General features: G+C 59.0%; 13 protein-coding genes and 2 pseudogenes. 8 read left to right on the top strand and 7 right to left on the bottom strand.

Going from position 1 to position 15,164, the window contains the following annotated elements; genetic code table 11:
* Positions 1-26 precede the first annotated feature (26 nt).
* Entirely contained in the window at positions 27-1,286 is a 1,260-nt protein-coding gene (locus AC3I0A_RS14310; RefSeq protein WP_489372515.1) for a cation:dicarboxylate symporter family transporter, read from the top strand.
* Positions 1,287-1,443: 157 nt separating this feature from the next.
* Positions 1,444-1,758, top strand: a pseudogene (locus tag AC3I0A_RS14305) (nuclear transport factor 2 family protein); the annotation flags it as partial.
* Positions 1,759-1,827: 69 nt separating this feature from the next.
* On the opposite strand, the gene AC3I0A_RS14300 reads toward AC3I0A_RS14305, so the two are convergent.
* The 4 genes from AC3I0A_RS14300 to AC3I0A_RS14285 form a co-directional block, all read right to left on the bottom strand.
* A complete protein-coding gene (locus AC3I0A_RS14300; RefSeq protein WP_489372514.1) occupies positions 1,828-3,093 on the bottom strand; it encodes an MFS transporter in 1,266 nt (421 codons plus the stop codon).
* 51 nt (positions 3,094-3,144) lie between these two features.
* Entirely contained in the window at positions 3,145-4,215 is a 1,071-nt protein-coding gene (locus AC3I0A_RS14295) for a sugar phosphate isomerase/epimerase family protein (protein WP_489372512.1), read from the bottom strand.
* A 107-nt stretch (positions 4,216-4,322) separates the two neighbouring features.
* Complete coding sequence (gene pdxR / locus AC3I0A_RS14290) at positions 4,323-5,837, bottom strand: MocR-like pyridoxine biosynthesis transcription factor PdxR (RefSeq protein WP_489372511.1); 1,515 nt, start codon at positions 5,835-5,837, stop codon at positions 4,323-4,325.
* Positions 5,838-5,984: 147 nt separating this feature from the next.
* Positions 5,985-6,644 carry an MliC family protein gene (locus AC3I0A_RS14285; RefSeq protein ID WP_489372510.1) on the bottom strand — a complete coding sequence of 220 codons (660 nt, stop codon included), beginning with the start codon at positions 6,642-6,644 and terminating at the stop codon, positions 5,985-5,987.
* A 176-nt stretch (positions 6,645-6,820) separates the two neighbouring features.
* On the opposite strand from AC3I0A_RS14285, the gene AC3I0A_RS14280 reads away from it, so the two are divergent.
* The 6 genes from AC3I0A_RS14280 to AC3I0A_RS14255 all read left to right on the top strand — a co-directional run bounded on the left by AC3I0A_RS14280 (position 6,821) and on the right by AC3I0A_RS14255 (position 13,079).
* Complete coding sequence (locus AC3I0A_RS14280) at positions 6,821-7,597, top strand: ABC transporter ATP-binding protein (RefSeq protein WP_489372508.1); 777 nt, start codon at positions 6,821-6,823, stop codon at positions 7,595-7,597.
* Positions 7,594-8,316 carry an ABC transporter ATP-binding protein gene (locus AC3I0A_RS14275; protein WP_489372507.1) on the top strand — a complete coding sequence of 241 codons (723 nt, stop codon included), beginning with the start codon at positions 7,594-7,596 and terminating at the stop codon, positions 8,314-8,316. Before AC3I0A_RS14280 ends, AC3I0A_RS14275 begins: the two co-directional genes overlap by 4 nt.
* Before the next feature lie 110 nt (positions 8,317-8,426).
* A complete protein-coding gene (locus tag AC3I0A_RS14270) occupies positions 8,427-9,641 on the top strand; it encodes an ABC transporter substrate-binding protein (RefSeq protein WP_489372505.1) in 1,215 nt (404 codons plus the stop codon).
* 72 nt (positions 9,642-9,713) lie between these two features.
* Entirely contained in the window at positions 9,714-10,601 is an 888-nt protein-coding gene (locus AC3I0A_RS14265) for a branched-chain amino acid ABC transporter permease (protein ID WP_489372504.1), read from the top strand.
* A 2-nt stretch (positions 10,602-10,603) separates the two neighbouring features.
* Positions 10,604-11,608, top strand: a complete 1,005-nt coding sequence (locus AC3I0A_RS14260; RefSeq protein ID WP_489372503.1) for a branched-chain amino acid ABC transporter permease — start codon at positions 10,604-10,606, stop codon at positions 11,606-11,608.
* 202 nt (positions 11,609-11,810) lie between these two features.
* Complete coding sequence (locus tag AC3I0A_RS14255; RefSeq protein ID WP_489372501.1) at positions 11,811-13,079, top strand: OprD family porin; 1,269 nt, start codon at positions 11,811-11,813, stop codon at positions 13,077-13,079.
* A gap of 104 nt (positions 13,080-13,183) precedes the next feature.
* Here the strand turns inward: AC3I0A_RS14255 and AC3I0A_RS14250 are convergent, their stop codons facing one another.
* The 3 genes and pseudogenes from AC3I0A_RS14250 to AC3I0A_RS14240 form a co-directional block, all read right to left on the bottom strand.
* Complete coding sequence (locus AC3I0A_RS14250; protein ID WP_489372499.1) at positions 13,184-13,678, bottom strand: heme-degrading domain-containing protein; 495 nt, start codon at positions 13,676-13,678, stop codon at positions 13,184-13,186.
* 33 nt (positions 13,679-13,711) lie between these two features.
* Positions 13,712-14,101: pseudogene (locus tag AC3I0A_RS14245) on the bottom strand (hypothetical protein); the annotation flags it as partial.
* Positions 14,102-14,147: 46 nt separating this feature from the next.
* The gene (locus tag AC3I0A_RS14240) at positions 14,148-15,050 is read right to left on the bottom strand and encodes a LysR family transcriptional regulator (RefSeq protein WP_489372497.1); all 903 of its coding nucleotides are present in this window, start codon (positions 15,048-15,050) and stop codon (positions 14,148-14,150) included.
* Between the last annotated feature and the right edge of the window lie 114 nt (positions 15,051-15,164).

The following is a 15,164-nucleotide window of genomic DNA, read 5'->3' as shown; positions in this document are numbered from 1 at the left end:
CTTTCATTCCAACAAGAAGGCTAGACATGAAACGTATTCCTTTGGTTTGGCAAATAATTGCCGGGCTGTTGCTTGGCGTGCTCGTCGGTTGGTACTTCAATACACACCCGCAGTATCAATTGTGGGTCAGTGCTGAAATCCTCAAACCCCTTGGCGACATCTTCATTAAAATGATGAAGATGGTCGTTGTTCCCATTGTGTTCTGTTGCATGATTCTGGGTATTGCCGGAGGCGGTGATAACAAGTCCTTTGGTCGCATGGGCGTAAAGTCGCTGGCTTACTTCTTTGCGATTACGGGCCTGGCCATTGTGATGGGGTTGTGTTTCGCGAACATTTTCGAGCCCGGAACGGGCACTGACATTTCGGGAATTTCGTACAGCACCTCTTCGGTCAAAATGGAGCCCTCGAAGGGCGCCCTCGTCATCCTGCAGAACATCGTCCCCGATAACGTTTTGGTAGCGATGTCGGAAGCGAAGTTGCTGTCGGTGCTGTTCTTCGCCGTGCTGTTTGGCCTGGCATTGAACTCGCTCCCCAGAGAGAAAAGCGCGCCGGTGGTTGCGGTGGTTCAAGGCATCTCTGATGCCATGTTCAAGGTTGTCTCAATCGTCATGGCTTATGCGCCGATTGGTGTGTTTGGCATGATCGGTGCCACCGTTGCGACCTTTGGCTTTGCCTCACTGTTGCCTTTGCTCAAGTTGATCGGTGTGGTTTACCTGGCACTGATTCTCTTTGCTCTGGTGGTGCTCGGCGGTGTCTGCTTCCTGATTGGCGAGAATATTTTCAAGCTGATCAAGTACTTCAGGAGTGAGCTGATTCTGGCTTTCTCGAGTGCTGCATCGGCAGCCGTCATGCCGCAGTTGATGAACAAGCTGGAGAGCTATGGCGTTCCCCGTCGTATCGTCAGTTTCGTGGTGCCTGTGGGCTATGCCTTTAACCTGGATGGAGCGTCAATCTTCCTCGGCGTGGCGACGATTTTTGTCGCACAACTTTATGGGATCGACCTGTCGTTGTCTCAGCAGATTCTGCTGGTGGTAACAATGGTTCTGACGTCTAAAGGGGCTGCCGGAGTCCCTGGGTTCGCCATCATTATTCTGTCCGCCACATTGGCGTCTGCCGGGCTTCCATTGGAAGGGGTAGCGCTTATCGCGGGGATCTTCAGGATTATCGACAGCGGAACAACCACGCTGAACGTGCTGGGAAATGCAGTTGCACCGTTGGTCATTGCCAAATGGGAGAAGGTCAGCATTGAGCCTTCAGGGGTTGCTCGAGTGGCGCAGAAAACCTGACCACCACCACCCAGTCAAGCGCAATCAGCTCATTGCATGACTCCTGACAAGTAAATGGCGCGGAACCTGTGGGAGCGAGCTTGCTCGCGAAAGCGGACTGACAGTCGACATAGATGTTGAATGTTATGACGCCTTCGCGGGCAAGCCCGCTCCCACAGGGGGTGCCAAGGCTGAGAGCGCGTTGATGAAGCCCGCCTTCAACGAGCAGGCCACCCTGTTCGGTGTCGATGGCGACAAGCTCGTCGGCGGTGCGATCCAGAATCTCTACGACATCATCGACAACGCGTTCCGTCCATCCCCGGAAGCCAAAGCCGCCATCGTTCGTATCGACATCGTCGGCACTGCTGCCAGTGCGCGGGTCGATACCGACAACGTCTCTGGGTTCCGCTTCACCGACTTCTTCAACCTGCTGAAGGTAGAAGGCAAGTGGACGATCGTCAGCAAGATTTACCACACCCATCCGAGCGCCTGATCCCTCGGACGTCTCAGGTGACCAGGAAGAGGCATTACACAGGCCTCTTCCTGGTCACCAGGACGATGTTCAGGTGTGCGCTGCGCTCACTTCGCCGGTGGTCGTGGAGTTCTTCCGGACAGCCTGATACAGCAGGCTGGACACCATGAACCCAAGAATGGCCAACAGACTCATCAAGCTGAAAACGTAGTTGTAGCCTTGCTGGCCGGGGAAATGGTCGAGGATCGCGCCATAGATGACGTAAGCGAACATGCCTGGCGCATAGCCGATCAGGCAACCAATACCGAAGGCAGAGCCGGTGATGTGCTGGGGAATGCCGACTTCACCCATGGGCGCCCAGAACACCCCGCGCATGGAGAACACGATGAGTGCGAAGGACAGGGTGGCCGCCATGCCCGCGTAGATGAAGCTCGGGCTTTTCGGGATGAGCATGATGACGCCCATGAGCGGCAGCAAGGCCAGGAATGCCCATTTCAGGTAGCGGCTGGTGCTCTTGAACTGCTTGTCGGCAATGAAGCCGCCGGCGGGACCACCCAGGATCTTGAGGAAGTACTGGTTGATGATGCCGTAGGCGCCCACCAGCGCTACGGGCAGCCCGTACATTTCCTTGAGGTAGGGAATGAAATAGGTCAGGCCGCAGTAGACGATGTAGACCATGAACACGTTAAGGCTGACCAGCCAGATGCCCGGTATCCTGATGGCTTCGAACAGGTTGGACAGGCCTTTTTGGGGCTGTGTGGTCGACTGCGGGGTGCCGCCCTTGAGCAGGAACCAGGTCAGGGTTCCGGCAAGAATGTCGATGACCGAGTAAAACAGGATCGCCGATTTCAGACCAGCCTCACCGGAGCCCATGGCGACGAAGACGCCCAGGGCAGAAAAGGCGACCAGGGTATCAATGACGCCACGCCCGCCTTCCAGAAGACCGAACAACCGCCCCTGTTCCTGATCATCACCCAGGTTGCGGATGGCCTTGAGCAGCGAGGGCCAGAAGAAGCAATCGGCACAGACGGCCAACAGGCTGAACACGATCAGCAGGTTGCTGAAGGGCGGGAAGGTCGCCAGGTAGAGCCCCAGGCCGCCGGTACCGATCAGGCCGAGGGGGATCAGCTTGCGTGTGTCGTATCTATCTGCGAGCAGGCCGCCGACGACAAACAACGCGGTGGCGACAATGGCGTTGGCGCTCAGCAGCAAACCGATTTCAGTATGGGTTAATCCCATGAACTCTTGCATGGGCACATAGAAGGCGTCCTTGAGGCTCGACAGCTTGTAGATGGTGCCACCACCGAGGATGAGAATCAGGAATCTGAGCCATTTGGCCTTGTCACGAGTTGTCATTATTGTTCTCCAGGCGTAATTGGGTAAGCAGTGCCGGTTGTTACGTCAGGTTCAGGCGTTAGCGTGGTTGGCCAGGGTCAACTCGGCCAGGGTTCGGAACTCGGCCAGCAGGCTTCGTACATAGGCGACCTGGTTGTTCGCCCAACGGTGTTCATCGGCCAACATTCGCTCCAGCGAGTAGCCGCTTGGCAGCGCCGTTTCACTCATTTCCCGGTACGCAATGAACGGGTCGGCGGCCTCAAAGGTCTGGCGGAACGCCGGGGCGACGTAGTGATTTTCCTGCTCAAGGATGAACGCGATCACTTGCAGGGTTGATTCGCCGAGCATCAACAATTCGAACACCATGCGGGCGTTGGGCAGGTCGTCTTCGTCACAGCCCTGGAGCACGCCGTAATGGCCGAAGCCGTTTTGCTCGGGGACGATGCGCACACCCTTGAGGTGGACCTGGCGTATGTGCGGCGCCAGGGTCCGGAGCGCCTGCATCGGCTGCTCGCAGGCATTGATCATGTTGCCGAAGTCGAACAAGGCATGCAGCCGGGGGTGGTTGAGGCGGTTCAGCAGTTGCGCGATCTCGGCGCTCTTGAGTTCCTCATGCTGCTCGAAGTCGAAGAACAGGTCATGCTCGTCTGCCTGCTGCGCGAGGTAATGCAGGTCGGACTCGATCACGTCCATGACCCGAGACAGCGCCCCTTCGTAGCGTGAGTAAACGCGGATGTTGCGGGTGCCCAGGGCCTTGGCAATGGCGATCACCTGATCGACATCTTTTTTCAGCGTGCTGCTGATTTCCAGGTGTACATCCAGTCCGAGCGCATTGGCCTTGTCAGCAAACGCCTGAAGCTGCGAGGGGGTCATTTGACTCAGGCTGTTTTCCTCGCCGTCGAGCAGGTGCAGGCTCAGCCCCTGCAGCTCGTGGCGATAGGCGAAATCCAACAGGTCGGCAGGCGTGACACGACCATGGGTGAGGTTGGTCAGCAGGGGATAGGCATGGGCAAACAGGCGCAGCTGCCCAAGTCGGTCGAGCAGCTGGCGGGCCAGTGCTTCAGTCAGTGCGGGAGGTGCCCCGGCCCGGGCAGCCTTGTGGCTGAGCAAGGCATTGAATCGTTCCTGGATCTTATTGTTCATTCGAGTCATTCCTGGTTCAGACGCCGGGTCTACCGGCGCAGCCTTTATCGCGCCAGTCAGGAACTCTCGATAGATCCATTATTATTTAAATGATAAGACCACTCTGCTCACCTGACGGGGTCCTGGCGCAGGAGCTCCATTTCGATCAGCGCCTGAGCCAGTGCCTCGACGCGCTCCTTGGCCTTATCCTCTGGCGTGCCGGCGAAACCGATCAACAGGGCCGGTGGCAGGTAATGCTGCAGGCAATAGTCGCTCAGGGCATAGGTGTGGATATTGTGCCGGGCCAGTTCCTTGGCGATGGCGTCGTCATCAAGCTGCGGTGGCAGCCAGGCGATCAGGTGCATGCCGGCTTCCACCGGGGTGATCTTGAAAAAACCACCCAGCCGTTGCTGCAGTTGCTCGACCAGTGCTTGCTGGCGAGCCTGGTACAGCGCCCGCATGCGGCGAATATGGCCGAGGAAGTGGCCTTCGCGCATGAAATCCGCTGTCACGGCCTGCAGCAGTGTCGGCGGGCTGCGATCCATGACCGCCCGCAGAGTGCAGAAGGGTTCGATCAAGGCGTGCGGCAATATCACGTAACCCAGTCGTAGCGAGGGGAAGAGCACTTTGCTGAACGTTCCGACGTAGATCACCCGGGCCCATTGGTCCATGGCATAGAGTGCAGGCAGGGGGCGGCCGCTGTAGCGAAATTCGCTGTCGCAGTCGTCCTCGATGATCCAGCTTTGGTTGCACGCGGCCCAGTCAATGAGTTCCTGGCGCCGCGCATAACTCATGGTCACGCCCAAGGGATGCTGACGAGAAGGCGTGGTAAACACCAGGCGAGCGTCAGGGCACTGAGCCAGGCCTTGCTGGATATCGATCCCCTGTTCGTCGATACGCAACGGGACCACCAGACCACCCTGGGCCTGGAGCGCGATTCGCGCCGCGATATGCCCCGGATCCTCCATCCACACGCTGTCCTGTGGATTGAGCAACAGCATGCCCAGCAGGTTAAAGGCTTGCTGGGCGCCGGAAACGATGACCACCTGCTCGGCACTGCAGTCGATGCCACGGGCATCAAAGACGTATTCGGCAATCGCCGTGCGCAAGGCCTGCAACCCCTGCAGTTCGCCATAGCCGAGCATGGCCTTGGTCGGCTTGTGCAGGTGGCGGTTCATCAGACGCTTCCAGACCAGTTGCGGGAACGCGTCGTAAGCGCTGTGGCTGGGCAGGAATGAGGTTGGGCTCCCGGCGGCCCAGTCGGCATAGGAAACCCCTCGAAAATGATTGCTGCGCAGAGACAGCATGGACTGGCTCAGATTGGACAGGCGGGGAGGCTGGCGCTGCCGCTGATCGTCGGCAATACCACGGCTGTCCCACTCATTGCCGACATAGGTACCGGCCCCGGTACGCGACGCCAGAAAGCCTTCGGCAATCAGTTGATCGAAAGCATTGAGAATGGTGATCCGCGACAGCGCAAGCTCTTTGCTCAAGGTCCGGGTCGACGGCAGGCGCACGCCCCCTTGAATTCTTCCACTGAGAATCTGTTTGCGAATCTGCAAGTAGAGTTGGCGGTACAGGGGGATGGAGCTGGCACGGTCCAGCTCGATACCCGACAACAGCAAACCTGCGGAGGATTTCATTACATGCTCGTCTGGATGGAGAGTGGTTTGACCTGGAACACCGTCAGGCATCGAGGTGCGCAAGGGTATCCAGAGGCACTGGATAAGTCATCCACTTGGGGACCGACGTTGGGGTAAGCCGACCGATTGTGACTTGCGCCAGAGAAATCAGCCGACCGGCTCGGTCGTACAACTCATTTCCCCTGAGCCTGGCTTCTGGAAAAGGACCACGTTGCCGTTTTGCCAGAAGCTGTATTTCCCCTGGTAATCCTTGCCAGTGTATCGGGTTCCCGAATCACTCTGCACCTGGCTCAGGGTGATCGAGGTGTTCGCCCATTTCAGGTACACGACACCAGGCTGCGTGCTAAAGAAGGTGGCGGCAATCAGCGCGTTAAACCCGGTACAACGAAAAACCAGGGGGCCTTCGGTGAGTCTGTCTGGATCCCTGGTTCTCACAATGGCCGAGCCTTGGCGTAGCTGGTGCGCGCGCTCGGCATAACTGCGGATCGTGCACGCCTTGGGCGCAGACTCGGAGGCACACTGATTGCGGGTCTCGATCCAGAACTGCTGGTCGATCATGACTTCGTCTGGACGCGGTACTGAATGTTCATCCGAGAGCGCCAGGCGATAAAGACGCGTCAGTTCGATATCCATCTGCGTCAGTTGCGGATCGCGACAGATAAGCTTTTCGACGGATGCCCTTGCCTTGGCGCAGTCGAAGCTGGTCTTGAAGATTGGCGAAGGGGGCGCAGCATTTGCACAGGTGCTCGTCGCCGCGCACACGCTGGCAGCGAGCAGACCGGTGAAAAGGGCCGTGACCGTTTTCATGTTGGCTTCACCCAGATCATTACGTGGGAATTATAGCGTCCTGGCTAAGGTATCTGACTTCATCAGGGGGGCTTGCGTTCGATAAGGATCGCTTTGTATGATGCTGTCGTTTACGTAAACGTCATAGTGTCACAGCGCCATAACCAATAAAAATAATCAAGGTTAGAGGGCTTCACATGTCACCAGAGATCGTGTTGGAAACACGTGACTTGACCAAGGAATTTCGCGGTTTCACCGCGGTGGACTCGGTCGATCTACGTGTGCAAAAGGGGCACATCCACGCACTGATCGGACCCAACGGGGCCGGCAAAACTACCGTTTTCAACCTCCTCACCAAGTTCCTCCCGCCCACTCGTGGCGAGATCCTCTACCTTGGCAAGTCGATCACCCATTTGAAACCCAATGAAATCGCGCGTCTGGGCCTGGTGCGTTCATTCCAGATATCCGCGGTGTTCGGTCACATGAGCGTGGTGGATAACGTACGCGTGGCGCTGCAGCGCAAGCTGGGCAACTCCTTCCACTTCTGGAAGTCCGAACGCAGCCTCGACGCACTCAATGAGCGGGCTCTGCAATTGCTGGAGGAGGTCGGTCTACTCGACTACGCCGACACCCTGACCATCGAGTTGCCCTACGGCCGCAAGCGCGCCCTGGAACTGGCCACCACCCTGGCACTGGATCCGACGGTGCTGCTGCTCGACGAACCGACCCAGGGCATGGGTCGCGAGGACGTGAACATGGTCATTGGCCTGGTGCGCCGGGCCGCTGTAGGGCGCACGGTACTGATGGTCGAGCACAACCTCGGGGTGGTCAGCGAACTGTGCGACCGTATTACCGTGTTGGCCCGTGGGGCGATTCTCGCCGAAGGCGACTATGCCAGCGTTTCCGCCAATGCGCAGGTGCGCGAGGCCTACCTGGGCAGCGAAGCCGTCAGCCTTGAAGGGGCCCACGCATGAGCAGTCTGCATACCCCGGATTTCGAGCAACTGCGAGTCGGCGACCTGCATGCCTTCTATGGCGAATCGCACATCCTGCATGGCATCGACCTGCAGGTGCGGCGCGGCGAACTGGTTACCTTGCTTGGGCGCAACGGCTCGGGGCGTTCCACTACCCTGCGCGCGATCATGAATATGGTAGGCCGTCGCACCGGTTCGATCGTGGTCAACGGCAACGAGACCATCGGCCTCGCCGCGCACTTGATCCCGCGTCTGGGCGTCGGCTACTGCCCGGAGGAGCGCGGCATTTTCGCCAGCCTCAATGTCGAGGAAAACCTCCTGCTGCCACCGATGGTGCGCAGCGACGGGATGAGCCTCGACGAAATCTACGAGATGTTCCCCAATCTTTACGAGCGGCGTTTCAGCCAGGGCACCCGGCTGTCCGGGGGCGAACAGCAGATGCTGGCCATGGCGCGGATCCTGCGCACGGGCGCCAATCTGTTGCTGTTGGACGAGATCACCGAAGGCCTGGCCCCGGTGATCGTCCAGAAGTTGGCCGAGGTGCTGATCAAGCTCAAGAAGAAAGGGTTGACCATTGTGTTGGTGGAGCAGAATTTCCGCTTCGCCGCTCCACTGGCTGACCGCCATTACTTGATGGAGCACGGTCAGATCGTGGAGGAAATCAGCGCCGCTGAGCTGGAGTCGAAACAAGAACTCCTGCAGAGCTGTCTCGGCGTCTGAGACACCGTTTTACCCCTCGCAATGTATCTGTCGGCGCGGCTCCCTGCCTGCCGGCACGGGGTTGCTTTGCCCGAAACAACAACAATAACTGTGGAAAGTGGGTGAACTAGATGAAGGTTTTTCAGAAGACTGCACGTGCCATCCTTGTCTCCAGCCTGATCGCCAGCGCTGCCCAGGCACAGGTCAGCAATGACGAGATCCGAATCGGCTACCTGGCCGATATGTCCGGGACTTACCGCGATCTCTCCGGCCCCGGTGGCCTGGAAGCGCTGAATATGGCCGTCGAGGACTTCGGCGGTCAGGTCAACGGCAAGAAGATCGTCGTCTTCAGCGCCGACGACCTGAACAAGCCGGATGTCGGTGCCAACACCGTGCGCCAGTGGGTTGATGAGCGCAATGTCGACATGGTCACCGGTATGGTTGCTTCCTCGGTGGTACTGGCGGCGAGCAAGGTGGTGGAGCAGGCCGGCAAACTGGCGCTGATTTCCGGCGCGGCGGCGTCCAGCCTGACCAACGAATTCTGCTCGCCCAATCACATCCACTGGACCTACGACTCCTACGCGCTGGCCAATGGCACTGCCAAGGCCGTGCTCGCTTCAGGCGGCAAGAACTGGTTCATCCTGACGGCCGACTATGCCTTCGGCCATGCGATGGAAGCGGACATTACCAAGGTCGTCGAGAGTGGTGACGGCAAGGTGGTTGGCAAGGTTCGCCACCCGTTCCCGAGCAGCGATTTTTCTTCCTACATCTTGCAGGCTCAGGGATCTGGCGCTGATGTGATCGCGTTCGCCAACGCCGGTTCCGACACCGTCAATTCGCTGATGACCGCCAGCCAGTTCGGCGTTGCCCAGTCAGGGCAGAAGCTGGCCGGCATGGTGGTGTTCCTCAACGACGTCCATGCCATGGGCCTGAACGTGACTCAGGGGCTGATGCTGACAACCGGCTGGTACTGGGACATGAACGACGACAGCCGCGCCTGGGCTCAGCGCTACTTCAAACGGACCGGCAAGATGCCGGGCATGGTTCCGGCAGGCATCTACTCGGCGACCATGAACTACCTGAGCGCGGTCAAGGCCAGTGGTAGCGACGATGCGCAGACGGTACGCACGCAGATGATGGCGACTCCGGTCAACGACATGTTCGCCAAGAACGGCAAAATCCGCGCCGATGGCCGGATGGTTCACGACATGTACCTGGCTCAGGTCAAGACTCCAGCAGAATCGAAAGGGGAGTGGGACCTGTACAAGATCATTCGCACCATTCCGGGAGACGAAGCCTACCGTCCGCTGGCTGAAAGCAAGTGCAAGCTGCTGACGAAAAGCTGATCGGCATGTGACTCCAGCTATTGCCCGGCTGCCAGCAGCCGGGTGTCACGGACTTCCAGCGAGTAGTAAATCATGACTATCGTATTCGGTATTCCCCTGAGCGTACTGTTCGGCCAGCTGCTCCTGGGGCTGATCAACGGGGCTTTCTATGCCTTGCTCAGCCTGGGCCTGGCGATCATTTTCGGGCTGCTGCGGATCATCAACTTCGCCCATGGTGCCCAGTACATGCTTGGTGCCTTCACCGCAGTAATGGGGCTCAACTACCTGGGCGTGAACTATTGGGTCGCGTTGGTGCTGGCGCCGTTGCTGGTCGGCGTCCTCGGCATGCTCATCGAGCGTGGCCTGCTGCGGCGGATTGCCGGTGAGGATCACCTCTACGGTCTGCTGCTGACCTTTGGCCTGGCGCTGATCGTCGAAGGCTCCTTCGTCAAACTGTTTGGCGTGTCCGGGTCTTCCTACCCGATGCCGGAGCTGCTCAAGGGCGGCTATAACCTCGGCTTCATGTTCCTGCCCACCTATCGCGCCTGGGTGGTAGTGGCTGCGCTGGTCGTGTGTCTGGCCACCTGGTTCATGATCGAGCGTACTCGTCTGGGCTCCTACCTGCGTGCCGGTACCGAGAATCCGAAGCTGATGCAGGCGTTCGGCATTAACGTCCCGCTACTGATTACCCTGACCTATGGCTATGGCGCAGCTCTGGCGGCGTTCGCCGGTGTACTGGCCGCGCCGATCTACTCGGTCACGCCGACCATGGGTGCCAACCTGCTGATCGTGGTGTTCGCCGTGGTGGTGATCGGCGGCATGGGCTCGATCATGGGCGCCATTGTTACCGGTCTGGCCATGGGCCTGATCGAGGGGTTGACCAAGGTTTTTTATCCTGAGGCGGCCAACACCGTGGTGTTCCTGGTCATGGTGCTCGTGTTGCTGGTTCGTCCTGCGGGACTGTTCGGAAAGGAGGCGTAAACATGACGAGTCTGGAAATCAAGCAGGGCGCTCGGGTCCTGCAACCGCAGGTTGTCCAGGAGCGGCGTCAGGCCGCCGTACGGCGCAAGCGTTGGTTCTATCTGGCATTGTTTGCCGTAGCGCTGGCCGCGCCGCTGGCGGTATACCCGGTGTTCCTGATGAAGCTGCTGTGCTTCGCCCTGTTCGCCTGCGCCTTCAACCTGTTGCTCGGCTACGCCGGTCTACTGTCCTTCGGTCATGCGGCCTTCCTCGCCACCGGCGGCTATGTCACCGGCTACTTGCTTAGCCACTACGGCGGCTTGGGGACCGAATTGGGCATTCTCGCCGGGACGCTGGCATCCGCCGCGCTCGGCCTGCTGTTCGGCCTGCTGGCGATCCGACGCCAGGGCATCTACTTCGCGATGATTACCCTGGCGTTGGCGCAACTGGTGTTCTTCATCTATGTGCAGGCGCCATTCACCGGCGGCGAGAATGGTCTGCACGGCGTGCCACGTGGCCAGCTGTTTGGCCTGTTCGACCTGAACAACAACCTGACGATGTACTACTTCGTCCTCGCGGTGTTCGTGTTCGGTTACGCCGTCATCCAGCGCACCATCCACTCACCCTACGGTCAGGTGCTCAAGGCGATTCGCGAGAACGAGCCGCGGGCGATTTCTCTGGGTTACAACGTCGACGCGCACAAGTTGCTGGCCTTCGTCATCTCCGCCGCTCTGACCGGCCTGGCAGGCTCGACCAAGACCGTGGTGTTCCAGTTGGCATCGTTGACCGATGCCCATTGGCACATGTCAGGAGAGGTGATCCTGATGACGCTGCTCGGTGGAGTGGGCACCGTACTCGGCCCGTTCGTTGGCGCCGCCGTGGTAGTCACCCTGCAAAGCTACCTGTCCAACGGACCGCTGGGTGAATGGGTGCACGTGATCCTCGGGATGATCTTCGTCATCTGCGTGCTGTTGTTCCGGGTCGGCATTGTCGGCTGGGTGCTAAAGCTGGCGCGGCGTAACTTCTAAAGCAAGTCATCAGTTGTGCTCTCAGGGTGCGGATCCAGATCTGCGCCGCGGGAAGCTGTTTGTCTGATTCAGCCGGTCGAGTCATTGGCTGGTTGTCTGGAAATTGCGGGAATACAAAGCGAATAACGGGTCACCGCCAAGGGCATTGCGTTGCAGCAGCCTGATTCGGGGGCGCGCTACCCATCTATGAGAAGAGAGATTTATGCGCATACATCGTTCCGCTCCATTCTTCACATTGTCTGGTCTTGCCGCTGCACTGTGCGTCTCGACGCCGGCGTCGGCTGATTTCATCAGCGACAGCAAGGCCAGTCTGGACACGCGTAATTTCTACATGAACCGCGACTTCCGTCAGAACGGTGCTGCTCAGTCCAAGGCCGAGGAGTGGGCTCAGGGCTTCATGCTGCGCTTCGAGTCCGGTTACACCGAAGGTCCCATCGGCGTCGGTGTCGATGCTATTGGCCTGCTCGGCGTCAAGCTCGACTCCAGCCCCGACCGGGTCGGCACCGGCATCCTCAAGAGCGATCGTGAAGCCCCAAGGCGGGCCCAGGACGAGTACGGCGAAGCCGGGTTCACCGCCAAGCTGCGCGCGTCCAAAAGCACCTTGAAACTGGGCACCCTGCAGCCGGTAGTGCCGGCGCTGATGCGCAACGACAGTCGCCTGCTGCCACAGACGTTCCGTGGTGCCTGGCTCAATAGCAACGAGATCAAGGGCCTGAACCTGGACCTTGGGCGTATCGACCGGGTCAACCAGCGCGATTCTTCGGATAACCAGGAGATGACGGTATTCAACGGCGGCAGGCGCAATATCGTACTGGGTGGCGCCAAGACCAGCGACGAGTTCCTGTTCGGCGGCGGTCGTTACCAGTGGACGCCCGAACTCTCCACCAGCTACTACTACGGCGGTCTCGACGGCATCTACAAACAGCACCTGGTCAACCTGGTACACCAGTTGCTGCTGGGCGAGGGCCAGAGCTTCAAATCCGATATCCGTTTCGCTCGCTCCAGCGATGACGGCGGCAGCAATGTCGACAACGACGCCTTCGGTGCGCTGTTTACCTATCGCCTCGGTGGCAACAGTTTCACCTCCGGCTACCAGCACCTTAGCGGGGACACTGGCTTCGCCTACGTCGCCGGCGCCGATAACGCACTGGTCAACCTGGTGCAGATCAACGACTTCGGCAACCAGGACGAGCACTCCTGGCAACTGCGCTATGACTTCGACTTCGCCGCCCTCGGCGTGCCGGGGCTGAGCTTCATGACCCGTTATCTCAATGGTGATAACGTCGACCGTGGCCCAGGGCTGAGCGAGGGCAAGACCTGGGAGCGCAACACCGATATCGCGTATGTGTTCCAGGACGGACCGCTGAAGAACCTCGGCCTGCGCCTGCGCAACGCCACCACCCGCAGCAACATCGGCAGCGACCTGGACGAGAACCGCGTTATCGTCAGCTACAGCCTGCCGCTCTGGTAAGGGAGTCCCCTCGCAAGACTCGCGGCCGCCTCCCTGGCGGCCGCGAGCCTGAGTCGCTTGTTTGACGTTAACGTAATGAGTTGTAGCGAACCCTGGGTCAGCTTCTAGCTGTCCAGCGCGAGCAGCCGCGGATCGGCACCACACATCTGCGCCAACACTTGAACCACCAGGGCATGATCTTCGCGCTGGGGAAGCCCTGAAACGGTGACCGCCCCGATGCAACCCACGCTTTTGACCAGAATGGGGAAGCTGCCGCCATGGTCGGCGTAATCACGCACGGGCAATCCCATCAAATGCTCGAGTGAATGCCCCTGCAGCTCAAAGGAGCGACCTACCCGGTAGGAACTGAGCTCCATCAGTTCCACGACATTTCGCTTGCGTCGCGCCCAGTCGGTATTGCTGGCGGCGGTTCCTGGCATCGAGTAGAAAAATACCGTCTCCCGAGCCAGCCTGACCTCGATCGTGGCTGACACGCCTTGCTCCTCGCAGGCCGTCTTCAATCGGGTTCCCAAGTCCCAGGCTGTCGCTTTGTCGAAGCGCTCGAACCTCAGGGTTTGCTCCTGGAATGCGATGCGTTGGAGATCGCTTTCTATGTCCATGGTCTCTCACTCATAGCTATCGGGCCGTTGGATTCAGCGCTGACCTTTATCCTGCATTCCATTCAAACCGTCGAGTATCTTCGCCAAAAAGCTTCGTCTGGCGGCAACAGGTTCGACACGCACATCGCCTGATGCTGATTCGACGAGGCCACTCCAGGCAGTGACGGTCTCCCGAGTGCGCTCGGCGAAGTCACTCAGCCTCGGCTCGGCGAAGGTTGTCGAATCCGTGGTGAGCAACTCAGTGCGAAAAAAGCCGGGCTCGAGGGAGAACCACGCCATCGGCACGCCTCCAGGCATTTTGTACCGTGATTGCGCATGAAGATCGGGTCTTGCTTTGCGATAAGCGATGTAGGACGCCAGGATGGCCGACACCGTCGACACGATGGTAAAGGTGGTCATGACTTCAGGGATGATGAACAGCAGCCCCCCCAGCAGCGTATCGCCATTCCAGGGCGGACAAGACAGTAAATTAATCGGAGAACAGCTCGAACATGAGCTGGCGTAACCAACGATTGGCCGGATCCTTGTTGTAGCGGGCATGCCAGAACAGATTGATCTCGATTTTCGGCAGTTCCAGAGGCGGCGGTAGAACGGCGAGTCCGAAGGGTTGTTCGCAACTGGTGGCGAATCGTTCAGGCACTGTTGCCAGCAAGTCCGTGCGTTGAAGTATGTGGCCGACTGCGACGAAATGCGGAACCTCCAAGCGTATGTTTCGCTCGATGCCGGCCCGTGCGAGGAACGTATCAACTTCGCCGTGTCCGGTGTTCGCCGCTACCACACGAACGTGGTCATAGCTGCAAAAACGTTCCAGCGTTAACGGTTCCTTGGTGGCGGGGTGGCCTTTGCGGCATAGGCATACGTAGCGATGGTGGAACAAACGCTGCTGGAAAAAACCCGCCTGAAGGTGAGGAAGCAACCCGACTGCAAGGTCGATCGCACCGTTCTGCAGCCCTTCGGCCAAGGTATCGGCGTTGTTGCGCAGCGTGCTGATCGAGCAACCCGGAGCGCGTTCAGCCAGAGCATCCATCAGCCGCGGCATGAAGTAGATTTCACCAATATCGGTCATTGCCATGGTGAATCTGCGATTGCCATTGAGCGGGTCAAACGTGTCCTGTCGACTCAGTGCATCGCGTAAAGTCTGAATGGCTAGCGCAATCGGCTCAGCCAGTTGCCGGGCATAAGGCGTGGGTTCCATTCCCTGGTAAGTGCGTACGAAAAGTTCGTCGTTCAAGGCGGTACGCAACCGCTTTAGCGCGTTACTGACAGCCGGCTGGGTCAGCTCAAGATTATCTGCCGCAGTCGAGACCCTACGGTCGATGAGCAGTTGGTTGAACACCAAAAGAAGATTGAGATCCAGCTCACGTAATTCCATAACGCCTCATGCAGATTGGGCTCATGCCAGGGCGATAACCGTTGCCTGCCGTTGGGTCTGCACCGCTCTGAAATGGCCGCTGCAAGAGTTGCAAGCCTATCAAGTGCTACACCG

This window comes from Pseudomonas sp. KH_024_B2 (assembly GCF_057839965.1).
The sequence above is the reverse complement of the archived record's forward strand: the minus strand, read 5'-3'. Positions and strand labels throughout refer to the sequence as shown.